We start from the raw sequence: 16,566 nt of genomic DNA on the forward strand, positions 1-16,566 counted from the left end.
AAAACTTCCCAGATTAAGATTAATGTGTTTTTTTATTAGCATAGGTTCTGTAAAATCCTTTTAATTTGCTCAGATGAGCGACAAATAAAGCCAGAAGTTGTTAATAGTCAAATACTATCTCATTAATTCTGATAACATCTGCTCCAAAATATCTTCTATAGTTTCAACCATTGGCGAGAGGTCGTTTAACGTCACGATTAGCAAAATGCCCTCGCCCCAGCCTCAGATAATAGTGCATCTGTAGTTGAGGATAGCAGCCGTCATCATTCTTATGTAGGATAAGACCTCTTGCAAAAGTGACTTTTGCACTCTTGCGGAAAAGGGTAAAGGTTAAAGGGTAAAGGTTTTTTCTTACCCCTTTCCCCCTTCCCCCTTCCCCTTTAACCCACTTCTGCAAGAAGTCTATTGATGACGTTAGATATTGCTTTGGTTAAGGCTGACCAAGAAAGTCTTGTTTACCAAGTTCTACGCCGCAGTGCCTGAGAATGTCATAAGCTGTAGTGACATGGAAATAAAGGTTTGGTAAAACAAAGTACAGGAGATATGGCATTCCTTGAAATGATGCAGTATTGTCACGCATTTGTAAGGTAATTTCTTTTTCTTCTGAACCGTCAATTTGCTCAGGTTTAAATGTATTTAATTGAGAGATAGTTTTGTGAATGCGGTCAATAAGTTGACCAAATGTAGTTTCATTGTCCTCAAACTTGGGTGCTTCTACCCCAGCTAGTCGTGCAGCACCTCTGTTTACTATATCAGAGGCAATTTGTACTTGTTTTGATAATGGAAGCATATCGGGGGATAAGCGACTATTGATCAAGACATTCGGATCTATTTTTTTATTTTCTGCATAAGCAGCACCTTTTTCAAGAATATTTGCAAGGTTATTCAGTGCGCGAATAGACACGGGTATTGAAGCTTGGTACATTGAAATGGTCATTGATATTTCTCCACAAAAAATTCAAACGACTTTGAGCTAACCCATCTAATATTAGAGGAGATTGGCAATAATCTGGTGTCAAATGCAAGTTTATATCTGTTAATTTGCGATTCTTGGCAAGGGCTGGCGAATTATTGGTTGTATCGAAAAATCCGCCCAGTCTGAAGTTAAGGAACAAATTGAAAACTGTATGCCTATAAATATACGAGTTCTTCAAAAAAAATCGTAGTGAGCTTGAAACTAAATATCTACTATTACTCCTTGATCGGGTAGTGGATCTGATACCAGAAGAGCGCTTGTCTGAGTAGATTGAAAATTTCTTCGATCCTGATTCGTTGAGCCTATTTGATGAGGCTTCCGAGCAGGTATTACTTAATAAGGCTGGAAACTTTCTTTCCCCTTTTCCCCAAAACCTAACAAGTATTGGGTTTAAAGGACTTGTTTTGATCGGCTTAGATAGTGACACGCACAATGAGATCGTTGAAGTCTTTATCTCCGCCACCCCGTAAATCCTCAAAGCCGAATGTATTGTTACCGAGGAGGCGAATATGATCGGCTTGATCAGAATTTGCTCCAAGGTAGGCGAAATATACCTGATCCAACTTTTGACCATTAACAACCTCGTTCACTGAAGCATTTGCAATTAAGAAAGGAGCAAAAATAGAACCACCTACAAACTGTCCAGACAGGGTTGCTGTTTGTTGGTTTTTTACACTTAAGTCAATTCCTGTTACACGATTACTTATTGCTGCTTGAGCGTAACCTGTTGTGCCCGGCAGAATGTCTACCGTACCATCGCCATTAGTATCAATTCCACCATTCTGATCTACCACGCGATAGAACCCAACAAAATTGTCGAAAGCTGCTTCACGGTTGACGGTAAATGAAGTACTAACTTGTCCTGTCAGAGAGCGCAAATCTAGCACCTCACTCTGCCCTTGCAAAGCTGATCCTGCTGAGGCACTCTGGCTAACCGTTTTAACCTCCAGCACTATATCATTAAAGTCATTGTTACCACTGTTGGGACTATCTTCAAAGCCAAAGGTGAAATTACTGGCAGTAGCACTAGAAACACGTACCGAAGTCTGGCTACTTAAAAAGACGCTGCTAACAGAAATCTTTCCGGCTCGCAATTCATCAAGGCTACCGTTTTGAATCAATAAAGTGGAGAAGCGTGCATTTGACCCAAAATCTAAAATACTTGATAGTTCACCGCCAAAGCCATTAGGATTGTTACTGAGTGTGGAGAAGATGGTACGAGAACGAGCGATCGCAGCTTCAAGATAGCCTGTTGCATTAGGGGCAACGCCATTGATATTACCTAAATCGTCATCAACGGTGAAAGCAACGATCTCGCTGACAACGGTATTCTTTCGGCTGGATAACGAGAACTGCACAAGGCTTTGAAGGTTGCTACCAATAGAGATAATGGCACTACCGTTAGCAGCAAAGTTAGGCGCGATCGTGCCAACAGTATCATTGTCAGTAATATTCAAGCTAGCAGTATCCTGTGCTGCTAAAACAGCTCCGTTTGTGGCATTTTTTAAGGACAGTGTAACTGTCTCATTGCCTTCAACCAGGCTGTCATCAGTAATATTTAAGGTGGCAGTGGCAGTAGTCTGACCATCAGCAAAAGTTACAGTCACAGGTGCGCCATCATTATAATCAGAACCAGCGGTTGCTGTTCCACCTGTAGCAGCCACATCTACTGTGAAAGCACCACTCGAACCACCTGTGCGAATTAAATCGAGCGCGATCGCTGTGCCATTCTCAGCAACAGTATAGGTAGGGTTGCCAAATGCCACTGTGCCAGTAGGAGATTCTGCAACTGTCAAACCAGCTAAACTTGTACCATTACCAATGGGGCCGAGCAATGTAGCAGCCCCTGTGCCGAGTTCAATCGCATACAGATTAGTTACACCCCCAACGCTCAATGCTGCTAGCCCCCGTCCTGAAGCTGCTGCATTTGATGTAGTAACTCGTACATTTGAGGGAATATCAAAACCGCTAGCTTCAGTAAAGTCTAGTGCAGCACCGTTAAGAGTAACTGACAATTGAACTGTTTGGGTGCCATTGTTAGGCGGGTTCTGAATAAACAGGCTGTTGCTAGTCGGGTCTAGCGTGTATTGAGTTGTGGTAGTGGTTCCATTGAAACTGTTGGTGTAGGCAGTGGCAGAAATCCCTGTAGAACCGATGGGAAGTGCATTAATTACACCATCTGGGTTAATACCTGTTACTCCGGGATTTCCATCAACAGCGAGACCTGTAATTGGATTGAGGCGGAAGTTCAACCCAGTAGCTGTGACGACACGGATACGATCAACGGTTGGATTAAAGTCAAAACCAGTGTTAGCGGAGGGTAGATCAACAGGGCTGCCAAGATTGTCAACAAAGGCAATTTGCCCTGCTCCCGCACCCACTATTGTTGCTATTCCAGTTTGAGGATCAATCAGGTACAGAGTTCCTGTGTTAGCTGCATCGTTAATTCCCAGTCCATATAACTGCCCAGTAGCTGGACGTAGGTCAATGCCTACTAGAATCTCACCTGCCGTTACACCAGTAATCGTGGCGGTTGTTACTGTTCCAGAACTGGCACTATTGAACCGAAGGAGTTGAGTCCCATCGGCAGTCAATCCAATCAAAGGTACGCCAGCAGAAACTACTTCGTTTTGGAGTGCAAACCCTTGAACTGGATCTGTGCCTGTACCCACCGTTCCGATCAGTGTGGCAGCACCTGTAGAAAGTTCAATTGCATAAAGTCCGGTTGTACTACCGACTGTGAGAACCGCAAATGCCTGTCCAGTGGCTGGAGTATTTGATGCTGAAACATTGACACCAGATGGGATATCAAAGCCATTGACACTAGTAAAGTCTAGAGGAGTGCCATTAAGGGTGACTACCAGTGGCGATATCTGGGTACCATTATTGGGTGGATTCTGAATGAATAGTGTATTACTGACTGAATCCAGTGTATATTGTGTGGTCGTTGTAACGTTGGGGGCGCTGTTTGTATAGGCAGTGGCATTGACTGTAGTAGTACCACCATTGATTGAACCATCAGGATTCACACCCGTTATGGATGAGTTACCATCAATCGCCGCCCCAGTATTGGGATTAACGCGAAAGTTTAGTCCATTGGAGGTAACAATGCGGAGGCGATCAACTGTTGGATTAAAATCTATTCCAAAGTCGGAACCTGTAATTGCAACAGGGTTGCTGGCACCATCAACAAATTGCCCTAATGTCCCAATAGCAAAAGCTAACCCAGTTTGGATACTAATGGCATAAAGCTGGGCATTGCCCATACCATCGCTAGCGATTCCGTAGAGTTTGCCGTTTTGGGGACGGAAGTCAATACCTACTAAATTCTGTCCTGTCGCTAATCCAGTAATGGGGATATTAGCGTTAAGGTTATCGGGGTTAGAAGTATCAAACGAGATCAGAGTGTTATTACTGAGAATATATGCTGTTGTCATGTTTTAATTTATCTACTTAATAATTTTTTGAATGAACTTTGACTCAACCGTCTGGACTGAGGCTTTGATAAAAATCTATCTCGATTGCCGTTGGTATTCCTTGAAGAGAAGTCCAAGTTTTTTAGACTTAGGTATGTGTTATCCAGAGCTAAACAGCTTAGTGAACTATTTTTATAAATGCTTAGTTACTTAAGAGTAAGGATTACAAGTGCCAATGTACACAGTAAAACTACGATAACAAACAAAAATACAAATTATTGTATCAGTAAAATTACTGAAACATTAGGAGGAGTGCTTATTTTTGGTCATTGGGTGCTTAGGCAATACTTCTAGTTAAGGACAAAAGCAGGGTAAAGTGATAATTCTTCTTCAAGAAGTGCGATCGCTATAAAGCGGGCGGTACGCCATCGGAAAAAACTGATAAACCCATTCCAGGTTTTCCTATAAACCCATCCCATATAGTCGAGCGGAAAATTGACCTGTTCTTGGGCAACTTTTGAGCGATCCTTATAGAGGACTATTTGGTATGGGCAAAGCTATTGCGCTTCTTGCCAATCTCTGCAATTAATCGGGTGAGCTTTGTGAGGATGTGACCTACACCGCCACCAACCAATCGCACACCACAGACCTACACCCGCTCCCAAAGTTAACCCAAACCTGCCATTGCCCTAAATAGCTATTCCAATAAGGCTCACTATCAGCAACACCGACAGCCGTGCCTATTGTGGAGACTAGCTGCTGGTAGAATTGACCAGCGCTGTCGAGTCCAAGGTGCATTTTCAGCTTCAGCCCTTTCCAGCCTTGGGCAGTCGGACTTTCCAGGATTGGGGCAAAAAATAAGACAAGCAAGGGAGCGTGATGAAAGAACCTTGACTGATATCTGTCGTGACTGTAAGTTAAGCCGTTCTTACTGGTATCAATTGGAAAACGAAGATTTAAGAGCGCCTGCAACAGAGGATGTCATTCGTAGAATTGAACAGGTTTTGAATATAGATTTGGGGGTAAAGTTTGAATGATTGAGCCTTCCACTATTAATCCCCTTGCCCTCCCATCTGTTCCATTAGAGAAGAAATCACAGTTACCCACAACGCCTTGTGTTTACTTTGCAATTGATTCTCAGGGCATAGTTCAGTACATTGGTATGACTGAAGATTTAAAACAACGTTGGGTTTCGCATCATCGGTATGAGTACCTAAAACTTTGCAACCAAGTGAAAATCTCATATTTGCAAATTGATGACATTGCCCTGCTGCCAGAAATTGAAGCTGCTTTAATCAGGTACTTTAACCCCCCAATTAACAGAATGGGAAGCAATTGGATCTACTCTGTCGCTAAACCAGCAGGGCTGAAAGTAAGACGGATTATTAAGCTAGAAGTTGATGTTCCTGGATTGGGCGATCGCATTAAACAGGCCAGAGAAGCTAGGGGGCGGCCAGTTACACAGATGGCCAAAGAAGTTGGAATATCTCGTAACTATTGGTATCAGTTAGAGGCGGAAGCTGTTTTAGGTGGTGTAGCAGAAGAAACTCTTCGGAAAATTGAAGAGGTGCTGGGTGTAGATTTAGGGGTACAGTTTGATGATTGACCTTCATACTATTAATCCTCTTGCTCTCCCCTCTGTCTTATTAGAGAAGCGGTATCTGGGTTGGGCTACAGCTATGCAGTTATCAGTTACATCCAGAATTTACGTTGCAATTGACTCTGAGAAAATCTCATTGAACTAGAAAAGGTGGAATCATGCCTAAACCACCTTCTAGACGTAGCAAAGCCACCTCTGCCGCATCTGCCGATTCAACTTCAGCAGCTAACTCTGCAAACGAGAATATCTCCCAGCAAGAAGACCCAGGTTCAGCAACGATTACAGTTACTGCTGTTGAAGTAACAGAGTTGACCCAAGAGGAGCAAAGCGATCGCCTACATCTGGAGAGGAAAGTGGAGCGGGCGTTTTTTGAAGCAGGTAAGGCACTGGCAGAATTGCGCGATCGTCGGCTTTACCGTTCAAGTCACCGCACGTTTGAGGAATACTGCCGCGATCGCTTTGGTCATAGTCGTCGCCAGTCTTATCTTTTAATGGATGCAGCTGTTGTTTTTGATAATTTACTTGAAAAATGTGATCCATTGGATCACATTTTGCCAACTAACGAACGTCAAGTCCGACCAATGACAAAGCTTGAACCCGAACAACAGCAAGAAGTGTGGGTAAAAGCGGTGGAGCAGGCAGGGGGTAAAGTGCCACCAGCTAGAATCGTTAAAAACGTAGTGCAGCAAATAATGGAGCGAACCCAAGTACCCAATACCTACCAAATTGGCGAAGTGTGCCAGATTCTCGCAAAGGACAACCCGGAACTTAGAGGAAAAGGCGGGTGCTGGGGGATAGTTAACCATGTGGGTGAATTTAGTTGCACCGTCAAAATCTGGGATGGGGAGTATACAGTTGGGTTGCAACACCTGAAGTCTTTCAACTACTTGCCTGCCGAGTGTGAGCAGATGCAGCAGATTAGCGATCGCATCAGTCGAGTGTATTCAGATTCACTTGAGGAGACAGTCAAAAGTCTGTTGCAATCATTAGGGAAGCTGAATCGACCTTATCTCACTGTTGTGGAAGAAAAGCTGTTGAGTGTTCTGGAGTTGGAGTATGGGAGAATACCCTAAACAATTTTGGCAAATTGGCATCCAATGTCTTTGGGTTGCAGTTTCAATGGAGATATCACCACAACGGGACAGTAAGGAAGTTAAGTTGTACGAGGGATGTGGCAAAACTTTCCGCTTCTGGTGTCCCGTGCTATGCCAGTTGTCAAACGAGTGCTGTAGAAATGCTCTACATGATTGATACAGCACTCGCAAGTGAACGCCATCACCCTGCAACTGGCTAGAAATGAACAAAACCAAATAGAACCTCAAAAATGAAAAATGTAAGTAGCTGGATTGCTGTATAGTTTGGGTTATGCCAGATTATCCTCTCAAGAGTTGCTCTATGATTGCTCTACCTGGTATTGTTATCCAAAACAAAATATACGAAAGTTCCAATTCTCTAGTGTACCGGGGCATCAGAGACGATGGAGTAAGGATCGTAATAAAAATGCTAAAGCTTGATTATCCTTCTCCCCAGGAACTAACCCGCTACAGACAGGAATATAAAATTACCCTTTCCCTGAATCTGGAAGGAGTTATCAAGGCATACAGCCAGCAGGACTATCAACGGACTCTGGTGATTATCTTAGAAGATTTTGGGGGAGAGTCCCTAGAGCAATGGATGCACAAGCGCCCAGATATATTCTGCCCGATGCCTTTATCCACTTTTCTTGGTCTTGCGATCGCTGTTTGCGACATTTTAGGCAGAATCCATGCAGCCAATGTCATTCATAAAGATATTAACCCTGGAAACATAGTCTTTAATCTAGATACTGGCGTTGTCAAAATTATTGATTTTGGAATTGCCACCCAATTTAACCGCACGAATCCAACCTTCAAAAGTCCCCATGTGTTAGAAGGCACGCTTGCCTATCTGTCGCCAGAGCAAACCGGGCGGATGAACCGGATGCTCAACTATCGCACTGATTTTTATTCACTGGGCGTAACTTTCTACGAACTATTGACTGGACAGCTACCGTTCCCCACCCAAGACATCGTGGAGCTAGTTCATTGCCATATTGCCAAACCGCCGATTCCCCCGCATGAATTGAATGCGACGATTCCCCAACCCGTTTCAGACCTGATTTTGAAACTGATGGCGAAAAATGCGGAGGATCGCTATCAAAGTGCCTGGGGCATCAAAGCGGATCTAGAACGCTGCGCCGGGCAACTGGCAGAAATGGGTCAGATCAACGCCATGTCGTTGGGACTACAAGATGTTTCAGAACAGTTTTGCATTCCTCAGAAACTGTATGGACGAGAAGCCCAGACTAAAGCATTATTGGCGGCGTTTGACAGAGTGGCTAGAAAAGAGACGTTTGGCGAAATTTGTAAACTAGAGTCAGGCATAGAAAATGCTCAATTCAATGTCGAACTCATGCTCGTTGCTGGTTACGCTGGCGTTGGCAAAACAGCATTGGTGCAAGAACTCTATAAACCCATCACAGCAAAGCACGGCTATTTCATATCGGGTAAATTTGACCAATTCAGGCGCAATATTCCCTACAGTGCCATTGTGGATGCCCTGCAAAAGTTGGTGCAGCAACTTCTGGGGGAACCGGATGAGCAAGTGCAACAGTGGCGAGATCGTCTGCTCTCAGCTTTAGGAAGCAATGGGCAAATTATCATTGATGTCATTCCGGAAGTTGAATTAATTATTGGCAAACAGCCACCCGTACCCGAAGTTGGAGCAACGGAAGCTCAAAATCGCTTTAATCGAATCTTTCAAAATTTTGTGCGGGTGTTTTGTTCAAAAGAACATCCACTGGTCATCTTCTTAGACGATTTACAATGGTTCGACTCCGCAACGCTGAAGTTAATCGAGTTAATATTACTCGATGAGCAAACCCAATATCTGTTTTTGATCGGAGCCTATCGAGATAATGAAGTGACCTCAACGCATCCGTTGGTTTTGACGCTAGAGAGCCTGCGAAAACAGGGAGCAATACTTCAGGAAATCATTCTGACCCCCTTAACATTGGAATCGTTGATTCAACTGGTAGCTGAGACATTACATCACAATCCTGAAAATGTTCGTTCCCTAGCCCAAGCTGTGTCACGTAAAACCGAGGGCAACCCGTTCTTTGTTGGTGAATTTTTGAAACTGCTGTATGGCGAAAATCTGTTAGTCTTTGATACACAACGGTTGAGCTGGCAATGGAACCTGGCTGAGATTGAAGCTCAAGATTTTACTGACAATGTGGTGGAGTTGCTGCTGCGTCAGTTGCAGAAATTACCGGAAGCAACACAGCAAATTCTCTGTCTGTCCGCTTGTATTGGAGCTGAATTTGATTTAAAGACGTTAGCGATCATTTGCGAAAAATCATGTAAAGCGATTTCTCAGGATTTACTAGCAGCAGTACAAGCTGGATTAATTCAACCCTTGTCTGACTTGGACGAAGACTTGCTAGTTCAAGAGTATAAGTTTTCGCACGATCGGGTACAGCAAGCTGCTTATGCTTTGATTAATGAGTCGCACAAACAAGCTGTTCATCTCCAAATCGGTCGCAATTTACTCGAACAAACTTCACCAGAGCGACTATCCAATCGGCTATTTGAAGTCGTGGATCATCTCAATCAGGGAATTAAGCTTGTCACTGCTCAACTAGAACGAAATGAAATTGCCAAATTGAATTTAATGGCAGGTCAGAAAGCAAAAGGTGCAACGGCTTATGAAGCAGCTCTTCAGTATTTCAATATAGGACTGAAACTCCTAGATACAGACAGTTGGGTCAGTGAGTATGACCTGACCTTAGCACTGTACTCAGAAGCAGCAGCGGCAGCGTATCTTCACGGCCGCTTTGATGAGATGGAACAATTGGTAGAAGTGGTACTCAATCGCGCCAAAACAGCGATCGACAAAGTGCAGGCTTACGATAGCAAAATTCAAGGATATTTATCACAGGGCAACCTGAAATCAGCACTGAAAAGCGGATTGGAAGCGTTAAAGCTCCTGGGAATAGATTTAATAGAAAATCCAAGTCAGGCAGATATTCAAAGGGAATTAGAGTTAACATCTGCGCTACTTGCCCAACGAGAAATCGAAGACTTGATTAATTTACCAGAGATGACTGTACCAGAACCGCTGGCAGCTATGTCAATCCTAGCGAATATGGGATCTGCTGCATTTATAATGTTACCAGCACTGTGGATACTGATTACTTGCAAAACGGTAAATTTATCAATCAACTACGGTAATGCTATCTGGTCATCACTGTATTATGCTTGCTATGGGTTTGTTCTATGTGGAGTTGTTCAAGACATTGAACTCGGTTATGAGTTCGGCAAATTGGCTCTGGGTTTGGCAGAACGGTTAAATGCCAAAAAAGGAAATTATAAAACATTAATGTTTTCGAGTGTCCATATCCTGCACTGGAAGGTGCATCTTAGGAAGATAATACCCATGCTGGCTGATGCCTATCGAAATGGAGTGGAAACTGGAGACTTTGAATCTGCTGGTTATGCTGCATATTTCGTGTGCCATAACTCATTTCTTGCTGGAGAGGAACTTACCCAACTAGAACAAAAAACAGCAACTTACAGCAAAGCGATCAACCAAATCAGACGGGCAAGCCCCTCGAATTGGCTTGCAATATTGTGGCAGACCATTCTTAATTTGCTAGATAGGTCTCTTAATCCTAGCCGCTTAGTTAGTAGGCTATGTAATGAAGAGGAGGCATTACCACACGCTATTGCAGTTAAAGATGGAATTGCAATTCAAATGCTGTATCTGCACAAAGTTATATTGCATTATTTATTTGAAGAATATCATCAAGCTATACAGACTGCTATTTTAGCAAGGCAATATTTTGAAGAGATGACAGCAATAACAGTTTTACCTGTATTCTGTTTCTACCATTCTCTGGCGCTTTTGAGCCTATCGCTTGATGCTTCGAGCGCTGAAAAAGCAGCTTGGCTAAACTGTGTTAACACCAACCAAGAAAAGATGCAGAAATGGGCAGAACACGCCCCAATGAATTATCTACATAAATTTTATCTAGTCGAGGCAGAGAAAGCGCGAGTCTTAGGGCAATTTCTTGAGGCTGAAGAGTTTTATGAACGGGCGATCGCAGGTGCTGCTGAAAATGAGTATATCCAGGAAGAAGCATTAGCTTATGAATTAGCGGCTAAACATTATCTAGCGCGAGGTCGGGAAAAGATTGCTCAGACCTACATGAAAGAAGCGCACTATTGCTACGATCGCTGGGGCGCAACCGCTAAAGTTAAAGACTTAGAAAAACGCTATCCACAGTTCTTTTCTCAGTCGTCTAGAGCCGCTTCCACATCAATTCCTATTACTGCTGAAACTATCCCTAATCCCTTCCATACCGCTTTCGATTTAGCAGCAGTGATGAAAGCTTCACAGGCGATTTCTCGTGAAATTGAACTGAAGCAATTGCTGCGATCACTGATGCAAACTTTAATTGAGAATGCTGGCGCACAAACCGGATATCTGATTTTAGAAAACTCAGGAGAATGGTCGATTGAAGCGGCTTGTAAACTCAATACCGATGAAAATGCTTGTGCGACTCAGGTGTTACAGTCTATTCCAATTGCCGATCAATTGCCAGAATCAATCATTCAATATGTGATTCGGACTCTGAAGCCTGTCACCTTAAATGATGCGACTCGTGAAGGTGCTTTTATTAATGAGCCATACATTCAACAGAACCAGCCTCAATCTATTTTCTGTTTGCCACTGCTGAATCAAGCCAAGCTGGTCGGTGTATTGTATTTAGAAAATCGGTTAGCAACTGGAGTATTTACACCAGAGCGATCGCAGGTCTTGCAGCTATTATCGACTCAAGCAGCGATCGCCATCGAAAATGCCAACCTTTGCTCAGAACTGCGGGCTAAGGAAAGCAAGATCGCCCAGTTCCTCGAAGCGATTCCGGTGGGAATTGCGATCGTGGATGCGGCGGGTCGCCCTTACTATACCAACCAATGCGGCAATCAACTCACGGGCAAAGAAACTGATACTTCCATAGCACCGGAGCAGATATCAGAGGCTTATCAGCTTTATGTAGCGGGAACGGATCAAATCTATCCAGCGGAGAGCTTGCCTGCTGTGCGGGCATTAAGGGGCGAACGCATTAGGACTGAAGATATAGAAATTCGTCGAGATCATGTCACAATTCTAATTGAGGCACGGGGAACACCAGTTTTTGATCAACAGGGCAATATCACTTATGCGATCGCTACCTTTCAGGACATTACAGAGCGCAAACAAGCCGAGAAACTCCTAGCCGACTACAACTGCACTTTAGAGCAACAGGTAGCAGAACGAACTGCTGCGTTACGACAAAGTGAGGCCAATTACCGCAACCTGCTACAAACCGCGAATTCCGTCATCATTTGCTATGACACGCAAGGACGAATTCGATACATCAACGATTATGGGGTGAAACTCCTGGGCTATGAAGAACATCAGATTGTAGGGCAAACCTTATTTGAAACCATCATTCCAGACATCGAAACCTCTGGGCGGGATGTCAAACCCTTTGTCCGTGATTTACTTCGTAATCCTCAATCGTACCCGCAAGGTGAGGGTGAAAACCTGTGTCGAGATGGTCGGCGAGTTTGGATGGTCTGGTCGAATCAAGCCATCTTCAATGACCAGGGAGAGGTCGTTGAAATCTTATCGGTGGGCAACGACACCACCCAGCGTAGGCAAGCAGAAGAGGCATTACAACGCAGTGAAGGCAAGTTCCGAACTATCTTTGAAAACTCGCAGGTCGGCATCTTCCGAACCCGCCTCTCGGATGGATTACTTCTCGATGCCAATCAACGCCATGCCAATCTGTTTGGCTTTGATTCACCCCAAGAGAGCATTGGGCTTGAACACGCCACAGACTACTATGTAAATCCCAGCGATCGCCAACAATTCCTTGAGTTGCTGAAGCGGGATGGAGAAGTGCGAAACTTTGAAGCACAGATGCGAAAACGAGATGGGACATTGTTTTGGGTACTTTTCTCTTCTTATCTGAATGCAGCCGATGGATACATCGAAGGTGTGATTGCAGATATTAGCGATCGCGTCTCAGCAGAAGCAGCCCTACAAGCCTCAGAGTCAAAGCTACGGACTCTAATTGAGGCAATTCCCGATCCATTATTTGTACTGACTGCTGAAGGGCGATTCCTTGAAATAATCGTACAGGAACCAAATCTGCTGTGGCAACCCATTGAGGAGATGATTGGTAAAACCATGCATCAACTCGGAAAAGAACAAGCCGATGAATTTCTAAGTTATATTCAGCAGGTGCTGAGAACCCAACAAATCCTCACAGTCGAGTACAGTACGTTTCTAAATGGACGAGAAGCCTGGTTTTCGGCTCGCATTGCACCAATCGACCACGATCAGGTGATTTGGCTAACGCGAGATATTACGGCGTTGAAGCAAGCAGAAGAAGCCTCAATTTTAGAGGAGCGCAACCGCATGGCACGCGAAATTCACGACACACTCGCTCAGGCGTTTACGGGCATTCTGGCTCAGGTGGGAGCGGCAAAACAGGTGCTAACGGATGATGTAGAAGCAACTGGGGCGCACCTAGACCTGATCAAAGAATTGGCACGAACTGGACTGGTTGAAGCGCGGCGATCGGTTGTGGCGCTCCGTCCTCAGCTTTTGGAGGAGGGCAGTTTACAGAGCGCTCTACATCGTCTTGTCGCTCAAATCAGAACTGCCGCAATGGATACCACTTTATATTATGAGATTGAGGGTGCGGTGTATTCTCTACCGACTGAAGTCGAGAGTAATCTATTGCGAATGGGGCAGGAAGCCTTAACCAATGCGATTCGACACGCCAATGCTGATGAAATTCGAGTGGAGCTAATCTACGATCGCGATCAGGTTTGCTTGCGCGTGCAAGACAATGGACAGGGCTTTGGAGTTGGAAGTATTTCAGCCTCTGAGGGTTTTGGCTTACTAGGCATGAGCGAACGTGCAGAGCGCATCGGTGCACAACTCACGATTCAGAGCCAACCTGGACAAGGAACAGAAATTATTGTTGTGGTTGGGGTGTAGGGTGAAATGACTACTCCACATCTCACACCCCACACCCCACACCCCACACTCCCAATCCGAGTTCTGATCGCAGACGATCATGCCATTTTTCGGCAAGGTTTAGCCACGATTATTAACCGTGATCCAGAGATGCAGGTGATTGCCCAAGCTGAAAATGGTGAACAGGCGATCGCCGCCTTTCGGGAACACCAACCAGATGTAACGCTAATGGATCTGCGAATGCCTGAAGTGGAAGGAGTTGCCGCCATCGGTGCAATTTGTGCGATCGTTAAATCTGCTCGGATTATTGTACTGACCACGTATGATAGTGACGAAGATATTTACCGGGGATTGCAGGCAGGCGCAAAAGGATACCTGTTGAAAGAAACTGAACCGGACGAGCTTCTGAATGCCATTCGTACCGTTCATCGGGGTCAGAAGTACATTCCGCCCGATGTGGGAGCAAAGTTGGTACAGCGGCTCAGCAATCCAGAACTGAGTGAACGAGAACTGGCGGTACTCCGTTCACTGGCACAGGGGATGAGTAATGCTGATATTGCGGCTGCTTTGAGCATTGGTGAAGGCACGGTTAAATCTCATGTTAATCGGATTTTGAATAAGTTAGATGTCAGCGATCGTACCCAAGCTGTGATTGTTGCCGTTAAACGCGGCATTGTCAGCTTGTAGAACTTTCGATCAAATTCGGATTCTAACTTAAGTTAGAGCCTACCTTCTATCTTAAGAAGGAGCGGCTGCTCCATCAAATTACAGCCTAAAAATGTTAACTCACTGTAGACGACAACTAAAAGCCAATTGCTTATATTGAATTCATGTGGATTGAGCAAGTGAATCACAAGGTTCCATGCTTGATACAGATGTAGAAAGATGATCGACGACCATAGTTCCAGTTCTTTAGTTGTGCCAGCTTCAACCCAAGATCACAGTCAAGGTGTGCTAAGTGCCGCCGTGGTATTAGTGATGTATGGGGATTATCAATGTCCTAGAAGTGCAGCCGTTTACAAGCTGATTAAAATCATTCGGCAAGAGCTTACGGTTTCTTTTAGAGAGGATTATTTATGTTTTATCTTCCGCCATTTTCCACAGATCCAGATTCATCCCCAGGCACAACGGGCAGCCCAAGCAGCCGAAGCCGCCGCCGCCCAAGGAAAGTTTTGGTTAATGAGCGATACTTTATTTGACCATCAACAAAGGTTGGAGAACGGTTATCTTGTCGAGTACGCCAATGATTTAGGGCTTGACATTCCTCAATTTCTCAAAGAGTTGTCTAAACAAGTGCATGTTGATCGCATCAATGAAGATATCGAAGGCGGAATACAGAGTGGAGTGACGGTTGCTCCAGCCTTGTTTATCAATGGCGTTCGATATACCGGACGCTGGAGCAAGGCGCAATTGATGGCAGCCATTGTTTCTGAAAGTCATTAAGTTGCCATACCCTGATTGCGATCGCGCAAGAAGTTGCTGAGTTGCTGAAACAAGCTTATCCGGTACAAGTTGGTCAAATCGATCGCGTGGAATTAGCGGATTCCAAATCTGAGCGTCGAAGTTCAGGCTGAAGCAGATCAAAACTTTTACACGCGCAATCAAAGGAAAAGAGATGAAAATACGCTACGGGTTTCGACAGGTTGGTGATGTCGAAGTGTTCTACCGCGAAGCGGGGGCAAGCGATGCGCCGGTAATACTGCTGTTGCACGGCTTTCCGACCGCCAGCCACATGTTCCGCGACCTGATCCCTCTGCTTGCCGATCGCTTTCGGCTCGTCGCGCCGGATCTACCTGGTTTCGGACAGACCAAGGCACCGCCACGCGGGACGTTTGACTACACGTTCGACCGCCTTGCAGAGGTAATCGAGGGCTTTACCGAGGCTTTGTCGATCGATCGATACGTACTCTACATCTTCGACTACGGTGCGCCAGTAGGTCTGCGTCTGGCGATGCGCCATCCTGAACGGATATCTGCGATTGTCTCGCAGAATGGCAACGCCTACCTTGAGGGTTTCAGTGACGAATGGGGGACGTGGGAGACTTATTGGCGCGAACCGAGCGCAGCGAACCGGGAAGTCTGCCGACCCTCATTCGCACCGGACACAATCCGGAACTGGCAGTATGGTACCGGAGCCGATCTAACCCTTTTGTCACCCGACGGCTACGAACTCGACATCGCTTACATGGGGCGAGCGGGCGCGGAGGAGATCCATCTCGATCTGATCCTCGATTACCGCAGCAACGTCGCGCTCTACCCAGCCTTCCAGTCCTACTTTCGCGAGCACCGTCCGCCGTTTCTCGCCGTCTGGGGTCGTCATGATCCGGCATTTCTGCCCGCTGGTGCTGCTGCTTATCAGCGCGATCTCCCGGATGCAGAGATTCATCTGCTCGATGCTGGGCATTTCGCGCTGGAAACTCATGCAGAGGAGGTGGCAAGGTTGATCCGCACGTTCCTCAATAGTGCGATCGGTTCCACTTTTGCCACTTGAGTCCACGGCGGCAAGACTGCCAAAGCTA

At 45.2% G+C, this 16,566-nt stretch carries 11 protein-coding genes; 8 read left to right on the top strand and 3 right to left on the bottom strand.

The window, feature by feature from the left end; all coding sequences use genetic code 11:
• Positions 1–430 precede the first annotated feature (430 nt).
• The 3 genes from RRG12_RS21710 to RRG12_RS21720 form a co-directional block, all read right to left on the bottom strand.
• Entirely contained in the window at positions 431–937 is a 507-nt protein-coding gene (locus RRG12_RS21710) for a DUF1993 domain-containing protein (RefSeq protein ID WP_420760666.1), read from the bottom strand.
• 452 nt (positions 938–1,389) lie between these two features.
• Complete coding sequence (locus RRG12_RS21715; RefSeq protein WP_420760667.1) at positions 1,390–4,413, bottom strand: DUF4394 domain-containing protein; 3,024 nt, start codon at positions 4,411–4,413, stop codon at positions 1,390–1,392.
• Between the two features lie 329 nt (positions 4,414–4,742).
• On the bottom strand, positions 4,743–4,871 hold the full coding sequence (locus tag RRG12_RS21720; RefSeq protein ID WP_420760668.1) for a hypothetical protein: 129 nt from the start codon (positions 4,869–4,871) through the stop codon (positions 4,743–4,745).
• Positions 4,872–5,135: 264 nt separating this feature from the next.
• On the opposite strand from RRG12_RS21720, the gene RRG12_RS21725 reads away from it, so the two are divergent.
• The 8 genes from RRG12_RS21725 to RRG12_RS21760 all read left to right on the top strand — a co-directional run bounded on the left by RRG12_RS21725 (position 5,136) and on the right by RRG12_RS21760 (position 16,538).
• A complete protein-coding gene (locus tag RRG12_RS21725) occupies positions 5,136–5,429 on the top strand; it encodes a helix-turn-helix domain-containing protein (protein WP_420760669.1) in 294 nt (97 codons plus the stop codon).
• Entirely contained in the window at positions 5,426–5,998 is a 573-nt protein-coding gene (locus RRG12_RS21730; RefSeq protein ID WP_309472796.1) for a helix-turn-helix domain-containing protein, read from the top strand. Before RRG12_RS21725 ends, RRG12_RS21730 begins: the two co-directional genes overlap by 4 nt.
• Before the next feature lie 152 nt (positions 5,999–6,150).
• Complete coding sequence (locus RRG12_RS21735) at positions 6,151–7,065, top strand: hypothetical protein (RefSeq protein ID WP_420760670.1); 915 nt, start codon at positions 6,151–6,153, stop codon at positions 7,063–7,065.
• Between the two features lie 98 nt (positions 7,066–7,163).
• The gene (locus tag RRG12_RS21740) at positions 7,164–7,286 is read left to right on the top strand and encodes a hypothetical protein (RefSeq protein WP_420760671.1); all 123 of its coding nucleotides are present in this window, start codon (positions 7,164–7,166) and stop codon (positions 7,284–7,286) included.
• Between the two features lie 101 nt (positions 7,287–7,387).
• Positions 7,388–14,068, top strand: a complete 6,681-nt coding sequence (locus tag RRG12_RS21745) for a PAS domain S-box protein (RefSeq protein WP_420760672.1) — start codon at positions 7,388–7,390, stop codon at positions 14,066–14,068.
• A 6-nt stretch (positions 14,069–14,074) separates the two neighbouring features.
• Positions 14,075–14,734 carry a response regulator gene (locus RRG12_RS21750; protein WP_420760673.1) on the top strand — a complete coding sequence of 220 codons (660 nt, stop codon included), beginning with the start codon at positions 14,075–14,077 and terminating at the stop codon, positions 14,732–14,734.
• Between the two features lie 198 nt (positions 14,735–14,932).
• On the top strand, positions 14,933–15,490 hold the full coding sequence (locus tag RRG12_RS21755; protein ID WP_069073578.1) for a DsbA family protein: 558 nt from the start codon (positions 14,933–14,935) through the stop codon (positions 15,488–15,490).
• A gap of 172 nt (positions 15,491–15,662) precedes the next feature.
• Positions 15,663–16,538, top strand: coding sequence for an alpha/beta fold hydrolase (locus tag RRG12_RS21760; protein WP_069073577.1), 876 nt, complete (start codon positions 15,663–15,665; stop codon positions 16,536–16,538).
• Positions 16,539–16,566 lie beyond the last annotated feature (28 nt).

It is taken from the genome of Nostoc sp. CALU 546 (genome assembly GCF_048836525.1).

Coding starts and splice junctions, on each gene's coding strand:
- RRG12_RS21710 (WP_420760666.1), bottom strand. CDS start 937: ATGACCATTTCAATGTACCAAGCTTCAATACCCGTGTCTATTCGCGCA.
- RRG12_RS21715 (WP_420760667.1), bottom strand. CDS start 4,413: ATGACAACAGCATATATTCTCAGTAATAACACTCTGATCTCGTTTGAT.
- RRG12_RS21720 (WP_420760668.1), bottom strand. CDS start 4,871: ATGGGATGGGTTTATAGGAAAACCTGGAATGGGTTTATCAGTTTTTTC.
- RRG12_RS21730 (WP_309472796.1), top strand. CDS start 5,426: ATGATTGAGCCTTCCACTATTAATCCCCTTGCCCTCCCATCTGTTCCA.
- RRG12_RS21735 (WP_420760670.1), top strand. CDS start 6,151: ATGCCTAAACCACCTTCTAGACGTAGCAAAGCCACCTCTGCCGCATCT.
- RRG12_RS21745 (WP_420760672.1), top strand. CDS start 7,388: ATGATTGCTCTACCTGGTATTGTTATCCAAAACAAAATATACGAAAGT.
- RRG12_RS21750 (WP_420760673.1), top strand. CDS start 14,075: ATGACTACTCCACATCTCACACCCCACACCCCACACCCCACACTCCCA.
- RRG12_RS21755 (WP_069073578.1), top strand. CDS start 14,933: ATGATCGACGACCATAGTTCCAGTTCTTTAGTTGTGCCAGCTTCAACC.
- RRG12_RS21760 (WP_069073577.1), top strand. CDS start 15,663: ATGAAAATACGCTACGGGTTTCGACAGGTTGGTGATGTCGAAGTGTTC.